General features: G+C 59.6%; 17 protein-coding genes and 1 tRNA gene. 16 read left to right on the forward strand and 2 right to left on the reverse strand.

The features are described from left to right. Positions 1-2: 2 nt before the first annotated feature. The 16 genes from LF252_RS06035 (at position 3) to LF252_RS06110 (ending at position 14,294) form a co-directional block, all read left to right on the forward strand. Positions 3-173 carry a hypothetical protein gene (locus tag LF252_RS06035; protein ID WP_226268649.1) on the forward strand — a complete coding sequence of 57 codons (171 nt, stop codon included), beginning with the start codon at positions 3-5 and terminating at the stop codon, positions 171-173. After that, positions 164-1,177: a DUF6712 family protein gene (locus LF252_RS06040; RefSeq protein ID WP_226268650.1), complete on the forward strand. Its 1,014-nt coding sequence runs from the start codon at positions 164-166 to the stop codon at positions 1,175-1,177. The genes LF252_RS06035 and LF252_RS06040 overlap by 10 nt, the downstream gene beginning before the upstream one ends. Positions 1,178-1,183: 6 nt before the next feature. Beyond that, positions 1,184-1,699, forward strand: coding sequence for a phage holin family protein (locus tag LF252_RS06045; RefSeq protein WP_226268651.1), 516 nt, complete (start codon positions 1,184-1,186; stop codon positions 1,697-1,699). Then, a complete protein-coding gene (locus LF252_RS06050; protein WP_226268652.1) occupies positions 1,696-2,151 on the forward strand; it encodes a lysozyme in 456 nt (151 codons plus the stop codon). The genes LF252_RS06045 and LF252_RS06050 overlap by 4 nt, the downstream gene beginning before the upstream one ends. Beyond that, complete coding sequence (locus LF252_RS06055) at positions 2,148-2,294, forward strand: hypothetical protein (protein WP_226268653.1); 147 nt, start codon at positions 2,148-2,150, stop codon at positions 2,292-2,294. Before LF252_RS06050 ends, LF252_RS06055 begins: the two co-directional genes overlap by 4 nt. Further along, positions 2,294-2,701 (forward strand): hypothetical protein, encoded by a 408-nt coding sequence (locus LF252_RS06060; RefSeq protein ID WP_226268654.1) that lies wholly within the window; start codon positions 2,294-2,296, stop codon positions 2,699-2,701. Before LF252_RS06055 ends, LF252_RS06060 begins: the two co-directional genes overlap by 1 nt. 91 nt (positions 2,702-2,792) lie before the next feature. Beyond that, positions 2,793-3,251 (forward strand): hypothetical protein, encoded by a 459-nt coding sequence (locus LF252_RS06065; RefSeq protein ID WP_226268655.1) that lies wholly within the window; start codon positions 2,793-2,795, stop codon positions 3,249-3,251. 116 nt (positions 3,252-3,367) lie between these two features. Continuing rightward, on the forward strand, positions 3,368-4,186 hold the full coding sequence (locus LF252_RS06070; protein ID WP_226268656.1) for a hypothetical protein: 819 nt from the start codon (positions 3,368-3,370) through the stop codon (positions 4,184-4,186). Positions 4,187-4,190: 4 nt separating this feature from the next. Beyond that, the gene (locus LF252_RS06075) at positions 4,191-4,733 is read left to right on the forward strand and encodes a hypothetical protein (protein WP_226268657.1); all 543 of its coding nucleotides are present in this window, start codon (positions 4,191-4,193) and stop codon (positions 4,731-4,733) included. 1 nt (position 4,734) lies between these two features. Beyond that, positions 4,735-6,876, forward strand: coding sequence for a SprB repeat-containing protein (locus tag LF252_RS06080; protein ID WP_226268658.1), 2,142 nt, complete (start codon positions 4,735-4,737; stop codon positions 6,874-6,876). Beyond that, entirely contained in the window at positions 6,873-8,351 is a 1,479-nt protein-coding gene (locus LF252_RS06085) for a hypothetical protein (RefSeq protein ID WP_226268659.1), read from the forward strand. Before LF252_RS06080 ends, LF252_RS06085 begins: the two co-directional genes overlap by 4 nt. Beyond that, positions 8,351-8,788, forward strand: a complete 438-nt coding sequence (locus tag LF252_RS06090) for a hypothetical protein (protein WP_226268660.1) — start codon at positions 8,351-8,353, stop codon at positions 8,786-8,788. Before LF252_RS06085 ends, LF252_RS06090 begins: the two co-directional genes overlap by 1 nt. Positions 8,789-8,799: 11 nt before the next feature. Continuing rightward, positions 8,800-11,919, forward strand: coding sequence for a phage tail tape measure protein (locus LF252_RS06095; RefSeq protein WP_226268661.1), 3,120 nt, complete (start codon positions 8,800-8,802; stop codon positions 11,917-11,919). 119 nt (positions 11,920-12,038) lie between these two features. Then, a complete protein-coding gene (locus LF252_RS06100; protein ID WP_226268662.1) occupies positions 12,039-12,602 on the forward strand; it encodes a recombinase family protein in 564 nt (187 codons plus the stop codon). A gap of 51 nt (positions 12,603-12,653) precedes the next feature. Further along, positions 12,654-13,928 carry a hypothetical protein gene (locus LF252_RS06105; protein WP_226268663.1) on the forward strand — a complete coding sequence of 425 codons (1,275 nt, stop codon included), beginning with the start codon at positions 12,654-12,656 and terminating at the stop codon, positions 13,926-13,928. Between the two features lie 90 nt (positions 13,929-14,018). Then, positions 14,019-14,294 carry a hypothetical protein gene (locus LF252_RS06110; protein WP_226268664.1) on the forward strand — a complete coding sequence of 92 codons (276 nt, stop codon included), beginning with the start codon at positions 14,019-14,021 and terminating at the stop codon, positions 14,292-14,294. 164 nt (positions 14,295-14,458) lie between these two features. Here the strand turns inward: LF252_RS06110 and LF252_RS06115 are convergent, their stop codons facing one another. After that, positions 14,459-15,595, reverse strand: a complete 1,137-nt coding sequence (locus LF252_RS06115) for a tyrosine-type recombinase/integrase (RefSeq protein WP_226268665.1) — start codon at positions 15,593-15,595, stop codon at positions 14,459-14,461. Between the two features lie 81 nt (positions 15,596-15,676). Next, a tRNA-Met gene (locus LF252_RS06120) sits at positions 15,677-15,750 on the reverse strand. Between the last annotated feature and the right edge of the window lie 89 nt (positions 15,751-15,839).

Raw genomic sequence — 15,839 nt, forward strand, 5'->3', positions numbered from 1 at the left:
CCATGCCCGACCTCTCCTACAACGCCCTGCAGCTGCAGGGCCGCACCCTACTAGTGGAACTCCAGGCCCTGCCGGCCTCTGACCCGCGCCGCACCCAGCTGCAGGCCCAGTACAATCAAGTTCAACAGCAAATCCGAGCCATCCGCTCACAACTCCGTCAAGCATGGCTTTGATTCAGGACATCGACCAATTCCGCGCCCACGTCACGCTCAACAGCACGGCCGACGAGGACACCTACACGGCCCTGCAGGCCGACCTGCTGCTGGTGGAGGACGAGCACATCCGGCCCATGCTGGGGGACGAGTTCTATCAGCAGTTTCGGGAACAGGTAGAGGAGGGCATCGAGCAGCTGAATACCCCGGCTAAGAAGCTGCTGCAGCTGCTGCAGTCGCCCCTGGCCAACCTCACGATGGTGAGCTACCTGGACATTGCCCAGGTGCAGATCAGCGGGGTCGGCGTGCAGATCATCAGCGACACCACCCAGAAAACCGCCTTCCAGTGGCAGATCAACGATCTGAAGGTCAATTTCTCGCGCAAGGGCTTCAACGGGCTGGAAAAGGTGCTGGCCTTCCTGCAGCGCAACGAGTCCGAGTTTCCGACCTGGCAAAGCTCGGAAGCCGCCCGCCAGCACCGTGAGCTGTTCATTAGCACGGCCACTGAGTTTTCGCAGCACTACAACATCAACAACGCCCGCACCACCTTCCTGTCGCTGGCCTCGCTGGTGCGCAAAACCGAGAGCTTCGCCCTGGAGCCGGCGCTGGGTTCCCCGTTCTTCGACGAGCTGAAGCAGCAGCTGGCCGACGAGCAGCTCACGCCGGAGAATGCCGCCCTGGTGGAGAAGTACCTGCGCCCGGCGCTGGCCCACCTGACGATGGCCCAGGCCATTGGGGAGCTGGGCTTCTCGCTGAACGGCCAGGCGCTGGAGCTGAATGTGTACCGGCCCGACAACGCCAACAGCAAGGAATCCGACCCGGGCCTGCAGCGCCTGCTGGATATGAAGCAGGAGCAGGCCGTGGACGACGGGGCCCGCTACCTGCGCCGCATGCGCAAGCACCTGAACGAAACGGCCTCGGCCGACCGCTATGCGACCTATTTCGGCTCCTCGGCCTACGAGGCCCCGCTGAGCGGCCAATCCTACCTGACCGAATCCACCGCGCCGATGTTCGGCGCCATCTAATCCGCCGTGACCTTACTGATCCAACTCACCGAGCTGCTGCAGCGCAGTGGCTCGGCCTTCCAGAAGTACGTGTTTGCCGACTGGAATTTCATCGGCTACCTGCTGGTGGTCTTCGTGGTGGATACCGCCCTGGGCGTGTGGCTGAGCATGAAGCGCCGCCGGCACCACAGCCGCCAGTTCCGCGGCATGTTCGAGAAGTTCATCCAGTACGGGGCCGTGCTGATCATGGTGCACGTGCTCTGCGAGTTCACGGTGGACGGCCAGAAAAACAGCATTCTGAATATGCTGGTGCCGCATTTCAAGGCCGTGATGTACCTGGCCGTACTCTGGGCCGAAGTGAAGTCAATCGACGAAAACCTGCGGGGGCTGGGCTTCAGCGGCCTGCCGTTCCCGGCCTTCCTGCGCAAGCGCCTAGCCGACTGGGAAGAAACCGGCCAGCTGCCGGCAGCACCAGCGCCATCACTACCCGAATCCCTTAACCCGGCGGCTGAACCGGCCGCCATCACCCCCGATCCATTATGAGTGTATCCATGAAAACCGATGCCGCCGGCCGCGCCTTCATCACGAAGGAGGAGGGCGAAGTGCTGACTGCCTACCGCTGCTCGGCCGGCGTGCTCACCATCGGCGTGGGCCACACCGGCCCTGATGTAAAAGCCGGCCAGACTATTACCCGGGAGCGAAGCCAGCAGCTGCTCACCTACGATCTGCAACGGTTTGAAGCCGCTGTGAACAGCCTGGTAACGGTGCCGCTCACCCAGAACCAGTTCAATGCGCTGGTGAGCTTTGCCTTCAATCTGGGAGCCGGGGCGCTGCAGAAGTCCAGCCTGCTCACATACATCAACGCCACGGCCAACGCCAACCGGGATGCGGCCTACCTGAAGAACGCCTTCCGTATCTGGCGCAATGTGAACGGCAAACCGAATGCGGCCATTGAAGCCCGCCGGCTCCGGGAATTTGCCTTGTTCCTGAAATGATAGGCCGCCTACTTCTGGCACTGGCCGGCCTGCTGCTGGCCACCAGCTGCCGCGTCTGCCCGCCCACCGTGGCCGGCCACGTTTCGCGCTACGGGGCGGCCAACACGCCCACCAAACACTTCAAGCCCAACCGTCGCATCTGATGCTCCGTCTCGCTATCTATTTTGCCCTTCTTGGCTGCCTGCTGGCCAGCTGCGCTTCGGAGCGGCTTCCGTTCACTGCTGGCTTCGAGCGGCGCGTGGACTCCACCCGGCTGGCCCAGGCCGGGCTACCGGTGCCCACCGAGCCGGCCCGAGCTGGTGGCCTAGTGGTGCTGCAGGACGTGGGCAAGAAGAACACGTTCATCATCCAAACGGCCCCAGGCAACACGGCCAGTACCACCAAAACCGACAACACCGGCCGCAATGCCAGTGAGGGCGCGAATGGTGGCCACGCAGTCGTCGAGAACAGAGGTCCGGGCTTCGGCACGTTTGCCGTGGTGGCCGTGGTAGGCTTTGCTGCTGGCTTTCTTGTATGTCGGCGCTGGTTGAAGCACAACGTGTCGAATTAATAAGTGACGTTCTGGCAGATGTAGCTTAAATGCGGTATAGTGGTAGACTTCTTGTAGAACAGGCAACAGTATTTCATTTTAACTCCTTTTTATGTCTGTCTCTCACCAAGATTTTGTTAACAAGTTCCGTCACTTCATCACTACTGAAAAGCAACTGCATTTTGCAATTCGGAAGGTGAATGGAATGAATGCTTCTCTTCCAAAATTACCTATGACTGGTAACTATATGTCGTACGAAGACATTGAGGTTGCTGCTCCGTTTGAAAAGTCCCTTCGTGAAGCAAAGGGTGAAGTAGTCTTTCGTCAGAAAGAGTATGACCAAGCTTTGAATGATGTGCTGGAACTGTTGCCTGAAGTGGTGAAAACGAACATGGCACACGGAATTCCATTTGTTGTTCATAACCTACCCGGTGAAAATATTGCAGATGGGCATTATGCTGCTGTCTTTGTGGGAAATACCTTGCGAGTAGTCAATTTTGACAATACCGATACTTTGACCTCATTGCTGAAAGCAGTAGGTGTACACTGGTTAGGTAACGCTGATTTCTAAGTAATACTTCATAAAAAGTATTGATGCCCCCGGCCACATGGTTGGGGGCTTTTTTGTGTCCTTCGCTTTTGGCACTAGCTAGTGGAATTTCGGGCTGTTCTCAACGATACACCCTTATGCACGACGTACAAATCGGCCGCCGGCACCGCAAGATGGCCCGCACATGGAATGAGCTGACCGGCGAGCAGCTGCTGCAGGTGTGCCGCATTTACGGCAAGGACTTCAACCTGCGGGCCCTGCTGCACCGGGCGATGCTGGGCGTGCTGCTGCAGGTGCCCGCCCGCGTACTCCGCAAGATCAACCACGTGCAGGTGCTGGAGCTGAAGCCCTTCTACCGCTTCCTGTTGGAGCCTGACCAAGGCCGCCCGCTCACTGCGCAGCTGCTGCCCCGCCTGCCGGTGCGCAGCTGGCGACAAGCCTTTTTCGCGCCCACCCTCTACGGCCCGGCCGACTCGTTCCGGAACCTGAGCTTTTCGGAGTTCATCTTCGCCGACACCTACTTCCTGCGCTACCTGCAGACCACCGAGGAAGCCGCGCTGGACAAGCTGGTGGCCGTGCTCTACCGGCCCCAGCGCCGGGACTACAACCCGCTGGCCGTAAGCTACGGCGGCGACCGGCGCGAGGACTTCAACGAGCACCTGCTGGCGGCGCGCGCCCGCCACGTGGCCCGGGTGCCGCACTACGTCAAGTTTGCCGTGCTGCTCTACTACCGCGGTTGCCGGCGGGAGCTGGAGCGGCGTTATGCCCGCGTGTTCGAGGGCGACACCAACCGGAAGGCGGCGCTCAGCGGCTGGCAGGCCGTGCTGCACGGCCTGGCCGACGGCGTGCACCGCATCGACGCCACGGCCCAGCAGCGCCTGCACAACGTCATGCGCGAGATGCAGCGCGTGCTGGAAAACTACGACCGGGCCAAGGAGGCCCAGCAATCCACCTAACGCTATGTTCGCCAATCTGGAGTATACGGCCCTGTTTGAGGAGGCCGCTTCCCGGCACAAAGAAATTGGCCACCGGCCCACCGAGTGCCACTTCGTCAAGCTCGTGCTCTCGGCCGACCCGGTGCAGAAAGCCATCAGCTGGACGCCCTTCTTTACGAAGCTCAAAAACACGCTGAAGCCCGGCCCCTCGCTGGTGTGCATCAGCTACGAGGGCGACTACGAGGATTCGGGCGACGATAAGACGCTCACGCACCGGCACGGCTCCTTTATCATTCTGGAACATGCCAAAGTCGGTAACGATGCCCACCGCGACCAGGTGCTGGAGCGCACCGAGCGCATTGCTCACGAGGTGATGGCCTTCGTGCTGAAAGCCTTTCGCAGTCCGGAAGCCCGCCGGCAAGGCCGCTTCATTGACCGCTCCAACATGCAACTCGACTTCATCGGCCCGGTGGCCGACAACCACTACGGGGCCCAGTTCACCTTCAAATTCACCCAGCCCGCGACCAAGGCCCTGGCCTTCAACCCGGACGCATTCCACCTCGACTAAGATGGCCGGCGAACGGTACGCATCCCTCACTTTTCAGCACGTTTTCCCCGGTGACGGCCAGCAGATTCAGCTCTGGCTGGGCGGGGCCTACCGCACTTTCACGGCCCGCTACGGCTACACCGTTGCCACGCGCGAATACACGGTCTACACGCAGCCCAACGCGGCGGAAAACCCGCTGCTGAGCACGGCCAACTCCCTGCGCTATGCTATCGAGCAGGAGCTGACCCGGCTGGGCCTGGCTGACAAGTACCAGCTGGCCTCTACGCTGGTGCGGGACACCACACCGGAAGACGCCGATGGCGACGGCTACGTGGACGACCCCTCGGTGGACTCCACCGGCATGTACAAGGGGCAGGTCAGCCTCACGGCCCGCTACTACGATGCCGCCCTGGACTTCCAGCCGCTCGTCGATGGGGGCTTCGGTACACCCGGTAACGACTACCCCCGCTTCCGGGAGGTGAGCCGGCTGGCTACGGCTCAGACCGTCATCGTGGAGCCCGCCGTCACGCTGGCCACGTGCTGGGGCTCGGCCACCGGTACCATCCTGCTCAGAGTGCGCAACGGCTCCACCGGCCAGTATACCTACCTCTGGAACGACGGCAGCACCGAGAAGAACCGCTTCGGTATACGGGCCGGCCAGTACTCGGTCACCGTCACCGATGCCAGCGGAGCCAACACCACTGTGACGGTGCGCGTGGGCCAGAACACGCAGATTGTGCTCGACATTCGTAAGGAAAACGGCGGGCTATCGGTATTCCCCAGCGGCGGGGTGGGGCCCTATACCTACCTCTGGAACGATGGCATCCGCACGGCCGTGCGCCCCAACCTGGCTGCAGGTATCTACACCTGCGTTGTCAAGGATAGTCTGGGCTGCGGGGCCCAGATATCGGCCTCGGTGGAGCAGAACCGCTTTTTCTTCAGCCACGACCCGATTGAGCTGCGCCTCGATGCCGGCGACGACTACCGGGACGACCCCACCACCAAGCCCAACCTGAGCTTCGTGTGCTCCGTGCACGTGGAGCGGGAGTACCTGAGCGGCCATTTCGAGCTGGCCGGCCAGCCCCAGGAGCAGCCCGCCGACCGGGACGGCCGCACCGTCTTCGAGGTGCAGGAGCTACTGGAGCCCTTCGTGGACTGCCAGTTTCCGGCCGTAGCCGGCGGGCTGGTGCCTGATATCGTGCAGGCCCGCCGCAACTTCTGCCGGTTTTACCTGAGCTACCAGGAGCGGGTGGACGGCGAGCTGAGCGCCGGCATCACTTCCGAGCTGAGCTATTTGGTGCACGGCGGGCTCTCGTTTGAGGAAGCGGCCCGCGGCACGTGGTTCAACGGCTTTCAGGACGTGCAGAAGCCCTTCCTGACGTGGGAGCCCCTGCGTAAGCGCGTGACTCGGGAGCAGCCCGAATGGCTCTACCTGCTCGTGCCGGCCGATACCACTTCCGTGGTGCGCCAGGTGCGCGTGTACCTCTCCGATGGCAGCAGCCCGGCGTTTGCGCTGGGCCGCTACGACGACGTGCGCCGGCACGAGGTGTATATCCTGCCCTGCTCGTTTGCGGCCCTGGACCTGGGCCGCTTTGAGCTGAGCGCCGTGCGCGTGCTGCGGTGGGAGGTGTGGGCCTCGGATCAGGATGGCTCGCCCGTCTCGGAGGTGCGCACCTACGAGCTGGACGGCCGCTACCAGCACACGCCCCGCTACTTTCTGTACGGCAACTCGCTGGGCGGGGTCAACACGCTGCCGGCGTTCGGCCGCTCCGACGTGCAGCTGGCCACCAAAACCACCAGCTCGCAGCTGGTGCGCGTGGCCGGCTACGATGCCGAGCGGGGCGACGTGCAGGTGGACCGCAAAACCGGGCTGCCCACGCTGAAGGTGTACGCCGGCCCCCGCAGCCGGGAGCAGCTGCAGGCCGATCAGGACTTCATGCTCTCGCCCCGGGTGGTGCTCTACGACGGCGAGAGGCTGCAGGCCGGCACCGTCAAGGACCGCACGTTCACGCCCTACGACGAGGATGAAACCCGGCGGCTGCTGCCCTTCGACTTCGAGCTGCCCCGCCAGCGCCACTACACCCCGCGCCTGCGCCTGCCGGTGCAGAGCACGCCCATCGAAACGCCGCCCATTGTGCCACCTGTCGATGCTCCGAGCGAATGATTGGCTTCCGCGTACACGAGGAGTGGCTGGACTACAACGCCACCCTGGGGCTGGAAATCCGCAGCCCCCTGTTTGAAACCGATGCCGTGCCGGGGACCAAATCCTATCCGACCGGCTTTCAGGATACGCCCCGCAACCGCCGCCTGCTGCAGTTTCCCGCCGTGCGGGCCCGCCAGACAGGGCCGGTGCCGCCCATCCCGGCCGACTGCTATCTGGGCGGCTCGCTCTGGCGGCGCGGCCTGCTGCGCTACCAGCATTACGACAGCGCCAAAAACGAGTACCAGTACCAGTTCGAGGCCGATTCGGACGCGCTGGCCACCCGCATCGAAGGGCAGAGCTTACCCGGCCTGGCGCTGGGCACGGTGCCGGTGCAGCTGCAGGTGGAAACCGACGATTACGTGCTCTTTCCAGTACGCAACAGCACGTTCTACCCGAAAGAGAAAGCGCCCGACTGGGGTAAGGTGGCCAACTACTACGACGGGGCCTTCCCCCTCAACACCGACAAGCTGCGCACCACCTACACCCCGTTTCTGAAGGTGGTGCCGCTGCTCAGCCGGGTACTGGGCCAGTTCGGCTACTCGGTGGCCGGCAGCTGGGTAGTTGATCCGGAGATTCGGCAGCTGGTGGTGTATAGTACCCGCAGCCTGGATACGGTGGAGGGGCTGGGCAACGTGGCCGAGGTGGCGCTGGCCGGCCTGCTACCCGACATCCGGGTGGCTGATTTGCTGATTCTGCTGCAGCAGACCTTCGCGCTGGGCTACCTGTTCAACCCCGTGCGCAAGGAGCTGACCATCCGGCCCCTGCGCGACATCATCACCGATCCGGTGTATCTGGAGCGGAAAGTGCGGGCCGGCTGGCGCGACGTGGCCACCGAGGTGGAGGGCTTCACGCTGGGCTTCACGGTGGACAGCGGCGACGACCTGCTCAAAAACTTCAGCTGGCCGGAGGTGCGCCTCGGCAATGGCAAGGAGGTCATCCGGCCCGCCCTCGATACACTCCGGATGGTGCGCGAGGCCGACCCCGTAAAGCCCGGCCGGAGCTGGCTGGTGCCAGCGGCCGAGCAGGCCGGGGGCTCCGACCGCAAGGACTTCGATATGCAGGACAACCGGGTGGGGCAGCTGCGGCTGCTCTTTTACCGGGGCCTGCAGCCCGACAGCCAGGGCCAGCTCTACCCGCTGGGCAGCGCCGGCACCGTGAACTACGGCGGCCTGACGGTGGGCCAGTACGCGCTGAGCTGGGACGGCCCGGACGGCCTGTACGAGCAGTGGCACAAGGACTGGCTGGCTTTCCGCCTGAACGCCCGCCAGGAGGAGCGGGTGGTGCCGCTCACGCTGGCCGAGTTCCTTTCCCTTGATCCGGCCCGGAAGGATCGGGTGCAGGAGCTGCACTTTCTCTGGGAGCGGATCAGCGTGCAGCTGGGCGGCGACGACACCATTGGCGAGGCCCGCTTTACCTACCACCAGACGGCGCACTGATGGCAGCGACCCAGCAAATGACGGTGGAGCGGTGGCTCGAAATCACCCTCTCCAACCTGCGGGAGCAGATCATCCGGCTGAAAGTGAAGGATACCGGCGAGCTGCTCGACAGCATCAAGGGCCACCTGGTAGCGGCATCCGACGGGGACGTGCAGAAGCTCTCCATTGCCTACGCCCTCTATGGCAAGTTTGCCGACATGGGCGTGGGCCGTGGTATGGGTGCCGGCGTGCGCAAAAGCAACAGTGCCTACACCCGCATCCGGGATGAAAAAGGCCAGCTCTACCGCTACTCGCGCAAAAAGCGCCAATGGTACAGCAAGGAAATGGGCCGGCAGACTTTCCGCCTGAGCACGCTGCTCAGCGAGTTTTACGGCGACACGATGATTGCCTTGGCCCAGGACGCGGCCACGGCGGGAACCATAGAAATTACCTTATAAGTGAAGTCGTAATGGCAGGCAATACGGATACCAGAACCGTCGAGATAATTCTCAAAGGCCAGCAAGCCACCGCATCCATCAAGGAGATGGGGGCCGCCGCGGCCGTAATGAAGGCCCAGCTCGATAAGATGAGCCAGGATGACCCAGGCCGCGAAAAGCTGCAGCGGGACTATGCCGAAATGAGCCAGCGGTATAAGGAAGCCAATACGGCGGCCCGCACGCTGGTGAAAACCACCGAGGAGCTGGCGGCCGAGCAGGCCGCGGCTAACGCCGAGGCCGTGCGCATCGTCGTCAACGGCAAGAAGGTGTCGGCTACCTACAACGAGATGGATGCCGCGGCAAAGCAGTTGGAGAAGGACATCAAGGACCTGACGCCCGGTACGGCCGAATTCATCAAGAAAAGCAAGGAATTGCAGGAGGTGAAGGGCCGGATGGACGAAGTGGACAAGTCCATCAAGGGAACCGAGAAATCCACCTGGCTGGCTAAGCTGGGACTCGACGGCATCACCTCAGCCAGCGGGCTGATGAAGGCCGGCTTCCAGGCGGCCATGGCGGCGCTGCTGCCCTTGCTGGCCATTGAGAAAATCTGGGAGATGGTGCAGGCCTTCGTCGGCCTGGTCAATGAGGTGGACGAGGTGAAGTCGGCAGTGACCACGGCCACTGGGGCCCAAGGCGAGGCCTTGGATGGGCTTACCGTGCGCGTGCGGGCCCTGTCGAAAACCTTCGGCGACGAGTACGGCGACGTGCTCAAAGCGGCCGACGTGCTGGCCAAGCAGATGGGCGTGAGCCACGAGCAGGCCTTCGACCTGATCGAGAAGGGCTACCTGGCCGGGGCTAACCGGTCGGGCGAGTTTTTGGACAACATCAAGGAGTACGCCGTGCAGTACAAGGCGGCCGGGGCTTCGGCCGAGGAGTTCATCACCAGCGTGACCCAGGCCGAGCTGGGCGGGGTATTTTCGGACAAGGGAGCCGATACCGTGAAGGAGTTCGGCCTGCGTATCCGGGAGCAAACCACGGCCACCCGCGACGCACTGGACGGCGCGTTTGGTCAGGACTTCACCAACCGCATCTTCGCCGGCATCAACTCCGGCAAGATGACGGTGGTGCAGGCCCTGCGCGAAGTCAGCGCGGCCATGAACGACACCACGGTGCCGGCCAGCAAGCTCCAGACGGTAGTAGCCGACGTGTTCGGGGGCCCGGGCGAGGATGCCGGCACTACCTACCTGCAGTCCTTGTACAAGGTAGGCGACGGCATCGACAGCCTGATTGACCGCACCAATATGTACACCCAGATGCAGCAGGAGCAGCTGGCGGCCAACAAGCTGCTGGCACAGGCTGAGGAAGACCTCACGCTGAGCTTTGCCGGATCGGGTACCCAGCTGGAAAACCTGTGGGCCATCACCAAGGCCTACGTCTACAACGGCATCACCGGCTTCATCAATGGTATGGAGCAATTGCGGGCGGCCGTGATGGGCAGCATCAGCTATCTGGGCTCGTGGGCCGTGACGGTGGGCAAGGTGTTTACCATGCTCAAGGATCGGGACTTCTCCGGGGCCCGGCAGGCGTTTGCCACGGCGGGCAAGGATGCGGCCGACGCCTATACCACGGCCTTCAACAAGTCCATTGCCGAGGGCAAGAACCAGCAGCTGGCGGCGCTGGCCGCCGATAAGACCAAGGAGGGCAAGCCCCCGGTGCCATCGGACGTGAAAACGGGCGGTTCCTCACGCCAGGATGATGAGAAGGCCGAGAAGGAGCGGGAAGCGGCCCGCAAAAAGGCCCACGATAAGGAGCTGGCCGAGCAGAAGAAGCACCTGGCCGAACTCAAGAAGGCCCGCGAGGATGCTGAGAAGGCGCAGCTCACGGCCCAGCAGAGCCTGGAAGACCTGCGCGTGGCCGCCGTGAAGAATAAGTACGAGCGGGAAATTCAGGAAATCAGCCTGCAGACCGACCGGAAGATGGCCGCTCTGCAGGGCGACGATGAGCAGATCATGGCCCAGTGGGAACTGCTGGAGCAGCAGCGCCAGGAGCGCATTGCCGCCGTGCGTCAGAAGCAGAAAGAGGATGAGCAAAAGCTGAAACAGGAAGACCTGGCCCGGCAGGTGGAGCAGGAGCAGGCCGACGAGGAGCAGCAGGCCGCCCAACTGGAGCTGGCCTTCACCAACGGCCTGCTGGCCGAGCAGGCGTACCAGGATGCGCTGTATGAGCTCAAGCGTGTGTCGATGGAAAACCAGCTGGCCTTGGTCAAGCAAATGAAGGGGGAGGAGTCTGTCGAGTATAAGCGCCTGAACGCGCAGATTCTGCTCAATGAGGCGGCCCGCATCAAGAAGGAGAAGGAGCAGAAGGAAGACCTGCGCCTGTTTGAGACGCGGCTGGCGCAGGCCGGGGCCGGGCTGCTGAAGGAGGGGCTGGCGCTGGTAGAAGACAACCTGAACAAGAAATCCGCGGCCTACCAGCTGTTCAAGATGCTGCGCAAGGGCGCGGAGCTGGCCGAGGTGGGCATGGGCGTGATTGCCGAAACGCAGGCCAACGCCCTGAACGCGGCCCGCAACCCGCTCAACGCCGTGCCGGGTGGCTCAGCCCTGGTGGCCACGCAGCTGGCCATCCAGAACGGCTTTGCCATTGCCCGGGGCGTGGCCGCCGGCATTAAGATTGCCGCCTTCAAATCGGGTGGTAACACGATGCGGCCGGGCGAGGTATTTGGCGTGGGCCAGCTGGCCGGCCTGCTCAGCGGGGCCAGCGGAGGTAGCTTCGCCGGCGGCGGCCCGGTGGGCAAGGCCACCATCGGCCTGATTGGCGAGGCCGGGCCGGAGCTGGTAATTCCTAACTGGCTGTATTCGGACCCGAAGCAGGCCGACCTGATGGGTTTCCTGGAAGCCCAGATTGCCAGCCGGGGCAATGCCTTCGCCGCCGGTGGCTCCACGGTGCCTGGCACCTCGGCGGTGAGCAGTGGAGGCAGTGATTCAATAGGGGACTTGATGGCCCAGTTGGTGCGTGTGTTGGGCCAGCTGGATGGTCGGCTGGAAGGAGTGGAGCACTGGGCCCGCAATCTGGAAGTCTCACTCGACCTGGTGAAGACGAAGCGCGGGCTGGAGGTAGTGGAGAAAACCCAGAATGGTGGAGGCATCCGATAGGGCCAAAAAGGTGGACCTATCCGGCCCCCAACTTGACCGACCGGATTTATTTCCGGTAAGGGGCCAAAAAGTAGGGCCAGATAGGTAACTTTATGAACCAACCTTTTTGACCTGTCAGGATGAATTTTGGCTATGCCCGGGTGTCGTCGAAGGATCAGAACCTCGATACCCAACTAAAGGAGCTTACCGATGCCGGGGCCGACCGCATCTTCCAGGAGAAAGTATCAGGTGCCAGCACCAGCCGGCCCGAACTGAATAAGCTGCTCGGCGTGCTCCGGGCCGGCGACACCGTGACGGTGAACCGCCTCTCGCGCCTCGGCCGCAATGCCGCCCACGTAATGCAGTTGGTAAATGACTTCAATGAGCGCGGGGTGCGCTTCGTCTCGCTCGACCTCGGCATCGACACTAACACGCCGGCCGGTCGCCTGGTGCTGGCCGTTTTCGCTTCGCTGGCCCAGTTTGAGCGGGAGAGCAATGGGGAGCGGCGCACCGCTGGCATTGAGTTGGCCAAGGCCCAGGGTAAGCACATGGGCCGCCCGGCTGGCGTTGATGAGGAGAAGCTGAAGAAAGTGAAGACTTCCCTTGCAGCGGGGCTCTCAGTTCACCAGATTGTAGAGGTAACGGGCATCAGCGAAAGCACTGTAAAGAGGTATAAGCGAATTGTAAGCAATTCAATCATTTAATTGGAAAATTGAAGATTCATTAATGTTTCACAACTGTAACAAGATAACTCTATGATACCCGAAAAAGTAAGAAAAGGTATGGCTGATCCAAAGTATGTTAGCCAAAACACTAGATATGTTGATGTGTCATTTGATCTGCCCTTTTTAATAGCTGTGAATGATGGATTTACCGACAGTCAGCTACAAGAGTATGTTGAGGCACGTGACAGAGGTGAAAAACCAAGAAAAGAATCTAGTCATCAGCCGCTAGAATATGATCTTGCAGAACTCGAACCATCAAGAATAGCCATAATTGATGTAAGTGGTTTGTCAAAGGATAACGTCAAATATGGTGTTTACTTGCCAACACAACTTAGTGACTGGTATCGTGTGAGAATTACTGATAATGTTATTGTTGGATTATCATTCTTATATAGAATTAATCAACAAAGTGACCCTGTCTATATTGGCTTTCCGTTAGGTGATTCTGTAGGAAATATCGCTTTTTCAACTGTTTTGATGCGATTGAATTACAATGATTTAGATAACATCAAGACTCTGCTTGAATCTCAGATTTTCGATCATGACGTAATTAATACAAACCCTAAATATTCAATTTATAATCAAAAAAAGGATTTTGTAAATGATGCTAACGGTGATGTATATCTCGCATTATCCGAGATTGTTATTAATAAATTCATTGAAAAATATAAATTTATTAATGATGTATATTTTATAAATAATATTACTAAGAATGTATTTAGAAATGTTATCATAAGATGGTACGATAGTTTAAATGATATTATCAAGGAGCTGGCCATATTACCCGTGCCAATACTTGAATTTGCTTCTCAAAAAGTATCTTCGGAAGCAGATGCGCTGTTAAGGGCATCACTTATTGACAATGAAAATTTAGATATAGTAAAAGTGTTGGATTTAGAAATAAGAGGAAGACTAGATCGAGGGGAGTGGCGATTAGCTGTTGTTGATAGCGCAGTTATGTTTGAAACTTGGATACATCCTAAGCTTGTCTATCATTATCGCACTGAAAGAGGAATGGGTAAGGGTAAGTATGATAAAATGATGTCGTTTAATGATGCGGATGGTAAAAGGCACCCACTGCCGATAAGCTTGATTCTCGAAAACATAATACCTAATGTTATCGGAGAGAGTTTTATTGATAAAACGGAGGCAATAGATTTAAAAAAGAATGCCATTCAACTAAGAAACGATATCGTTCATGGTAATACTCATATAATTAATAAGCAGCAGGCTGTTAACGCTTATCTCAGCGTTAGGAAAGCAATAGAGTATTTGGAAGCTCATTTTTCGAGAAGTAAAGACTAAGTGTATAAAGGCTTTTTTCTGTCCTTCGCTTCTGGCTTATAAAAAGTGAGGTTTGGGTTCTTCTGCTACCCCAAACCTCACTTTTGCATTATGAAGCGCATCTTACTTGCCGCCGGTGGTCTGCTCAGCCTGTTCATGGCCAGCACAACGCCACTTTCCTCTACTGTTGAAACTGCTGACATGCAGTCCGTCTCGGAGCACCGAGGTAGGCCAACTGGCCAGGACTCGCTTACTTTGAAGCAGGAGGCAAACCCGATTGCCTTTTCGGCCCGCCCGGATAGTAGCTTCATTCGCACCCATTTTCGGGATGTGTCCGGCCCGCGCCGAGTGAAGTACGGCAACCGCCGCTGGGTGCAGCTATCGTAAAGGATAGCTTTTGTAAGCCTTCAGTAAACAGAACGCCCCGCTTCCAACCGTAGCGGGGCGTTCTGTTTTGGGGAAACGGGGAAACAGTAAAATGCCACTGCAGGGAGCGTAACTTCTGCACCGGTTCTGGTGCTACCTGTTGGGGACGCACCCCAAGCAGGCTGTTAAAAGTCCGGCATTTTGGCCAGCTGCTCATCATCATCGAACATCCCTAGCTTGCGCAGATAGGTTGCCGTGATGCCGGCGTGGGCGTGTCGGCAGTGCCGCCGCACCAGCTCAATATCGTGCGTGGCCAAGTACAGGTTGATAGCACCAGTGTGCTTATAGCCATAGACAGTGTGTTCCCCATCGTTCAGGCCCACGGCGGCCAATACCTTACGGTGCCGCTTGGCAAACCAGTTTTTTCCCACGGGCTCTGGCCCCGGCTGGTGCGTCTTGGTAAACACGTAGGCATTGGGCGGGTAGGAGCGCAGGCCCGCTTTTTCGATCAAGGCCTCGAGCTGGCGCACGATGGCCACGTGCTCGGCCTTGCTGTTCTTGGCCCGGGCCGCTGGCACGAGCACCGTGCGCGGCTTGATGTCGCGCACGCGCAGCAAACGCAGCTCACTGCCACTGCGAATAAAGCCGTAGTAGATGAAGCTTATATATAGGAGTAGCTGCTCATCGCCCCGCCGTAGAATCTCGGCGGTGATAGCCTGCCGCTCGACCTCCGTGTAGGGAACATGAATAGGGGAGGCTTCCACCTTGCGCAGCTCGGTGGGCGCGCAGGGGTTGCGGGTCAGGATTTCCTGCTTGACCAGGTAATTAAAGGAGGCGTTGAGGCTGTTGCGGTAGTTATTATAGGTTTTGGCCGTAATGCCGCGCTTGCTCTGCTGGTCCAGGAAGCTGGTGATGTGCGCCAGCGAGAGAAACTTGAGCGGGAGGGACGCAAAGGGCGCATACTCGCGGATGCGGCGCAGGGCCACGTTGTAGAACTCCGTGCCCACGCCGGCCGCGGCCTTACGCTCTACCACCCATTCCACGGCCTGCTGCACGGTCGCCTTTTTCGGGTCAATGCCCAGGGTAACGGCCGGGGTCTTGCCGGCCGTGTAGCCTTCCTCCAGCAGCTGCCGAATCTCGGCCAGCTTCTCCTTGCACACCCGCCGCCGCTCGCGCAGGGTGGTGTACTTGTTCATGCCCGTGTACTGCTTGCGCACGAAGGCTTGTTTATCAGTATCCCAGATTCGGTAGTCAATATACCACCGCTTGGACAGGTCGCCCTCGGCATCGAACAGGCGGGGTTCGTACTCAGGGGCGTACATGGGGCTGTGATAATTTTGTGATAAAAAAGTAACAAGCACAAAAAAACGGCTTCTCCGTTCTGGAAAAGCCGTTTTTGTATGTAGCGGGGACGAGAGTTGAACTCGTGACCTCAGGGTTATGAATCCTGTGCTCTAACCAACTGAGCTACCCCGCCCTGTTTTGGTGGTGCAAATGTAAGAACAAGATTTAACGTAATGCAAGTGTTGTGCAAAAAAAAACCCGCGTATATTGGCTGCCGGGCCA

Origin of the sequence: Hymenobacter pini, from assembly GCF_020421205.1 — a bacterium.
GTDB classification, from domain to species: domain Bacteria; phylum Bacteroidota; class Bacteroidia; order Cytophagales; family Hymenobacteraceae; genus Hymenobacter; species Hymenobacter pini.

Excerpts from the sequence above, each read along its gene's own strand:
- LF252_RS06035 (WP_226268649.1), top strand. The coding sequence starts at position 3 with ATGCCCGACCTCTCCTACAACGCCCTGCAGCTGCAGGGCCGCACCCTA.
- LF252_RS06040 (WP_226268650.1), top strand. The coding sequence starts at position 164 with ATGGCTTTGATTCAGGACATCGACCAATTCCGCGCCCACGTCACGCTC.
- LF252_RS06050 (WP_226268652.1), top strand. The coding sequence starts at position 1,696 with ATGAGTGTATCCATGAAAACCGATGCCGCCGGCCGCGCCTTCATCACG.
- LF252_RS06055 (WP_226268653.1), top strand. The coding sequence starts at position 2,148 with ATGATAGGCCGCCTACTTCTGGCACTGGCCGGCCTGCTGCTGGCCACC.
- LF252_RS06060 (WP_226268654.1), top strand. The coding sequence starts at position 2,294 with ATGCTCCGTCTCGCTATCTATTTTGCCCTTCTTGGCTGCCTGCTGGCC.
- LF252_RS06065 (WP_226268655.1), top strand. The coding sequence starts at position 2,793 with ATGTCTGTCTCTCACCAAGATTTTGTTAACAAGTTCCGTCACTTCATC.
- LF252_RS06070 (WP_226268656.1), top strand. The coding sequence starts at position 3,368 with ATGCACGACGTACAAATCGGCCGCCGGCACCGCAAGATGGCCCGCACA.
- LF252_RS06075 (WP_226268657.1), top strand. The coding sequence starts at position 4,191 with ATGTTCGCCAATCTGGAGTATACGGCCCTGTTTGAGGAGGCCGCTTCC.
- LF252_RS06080 (WP_226268658.1), top strand. The coding sequence starts at position 4,735 with ATGGCCGGCGAACGGTACGCATCCCTCACTTTTCAGCACGTTTTCCCC.
- LF252_RS06085 (WP_226268659.1), top strand. The coding sequence starts at position 6,873 with ATGATTGGCTTCCGCGTACACGAGGAGTGGCTGGACTACAACGCCACC.
- LF252_RS06090 (WP_226268660.1), top strand. The coding sequence starts at position 8,351 with ATGGCAGCGACCCAGCAAATGACGGTGGAGCGGTGGCTCGAAATCACC.
- LF252_RS06095 (WP_226268661.1), top strand. The coding sequence starts at position 8,800 with ATGGCAGGCAATACGGATACCAGAACCGTCGAGATAATTCTCAAAGGC.
- LF252_RS06100 (WP_226268662.1), top strand. The coding sequence starts at position 12,039 with ATGAATTTTGGCTATGCCCGGGTGTCGTCGAAGGATCAGAACCTCGAT.
- LF252_RS06105 (WP_226268663.1), top strand. The coding sequence starts at position 12,654 with ATGATACCCGAAAAAGTAAGAAAAGGTATGGCTGATCCAAAGTATGTT.
- LF252_RS06110 (WP_226268664.1), top strand. The coding sequence starts at position 14,019 with ATGAAGCGCATCTTACTTGCCGCCGGTGGTCTGCTCAGCCTGTTCATG.
- LF252_RS06115 (WP_226268665.1), bottom strand. The coding sequence starts at position 15,595 with ATGTACGCCCCTGAGTACGAACCCCGCCTGTTCGATGCCGAGGGCGAC.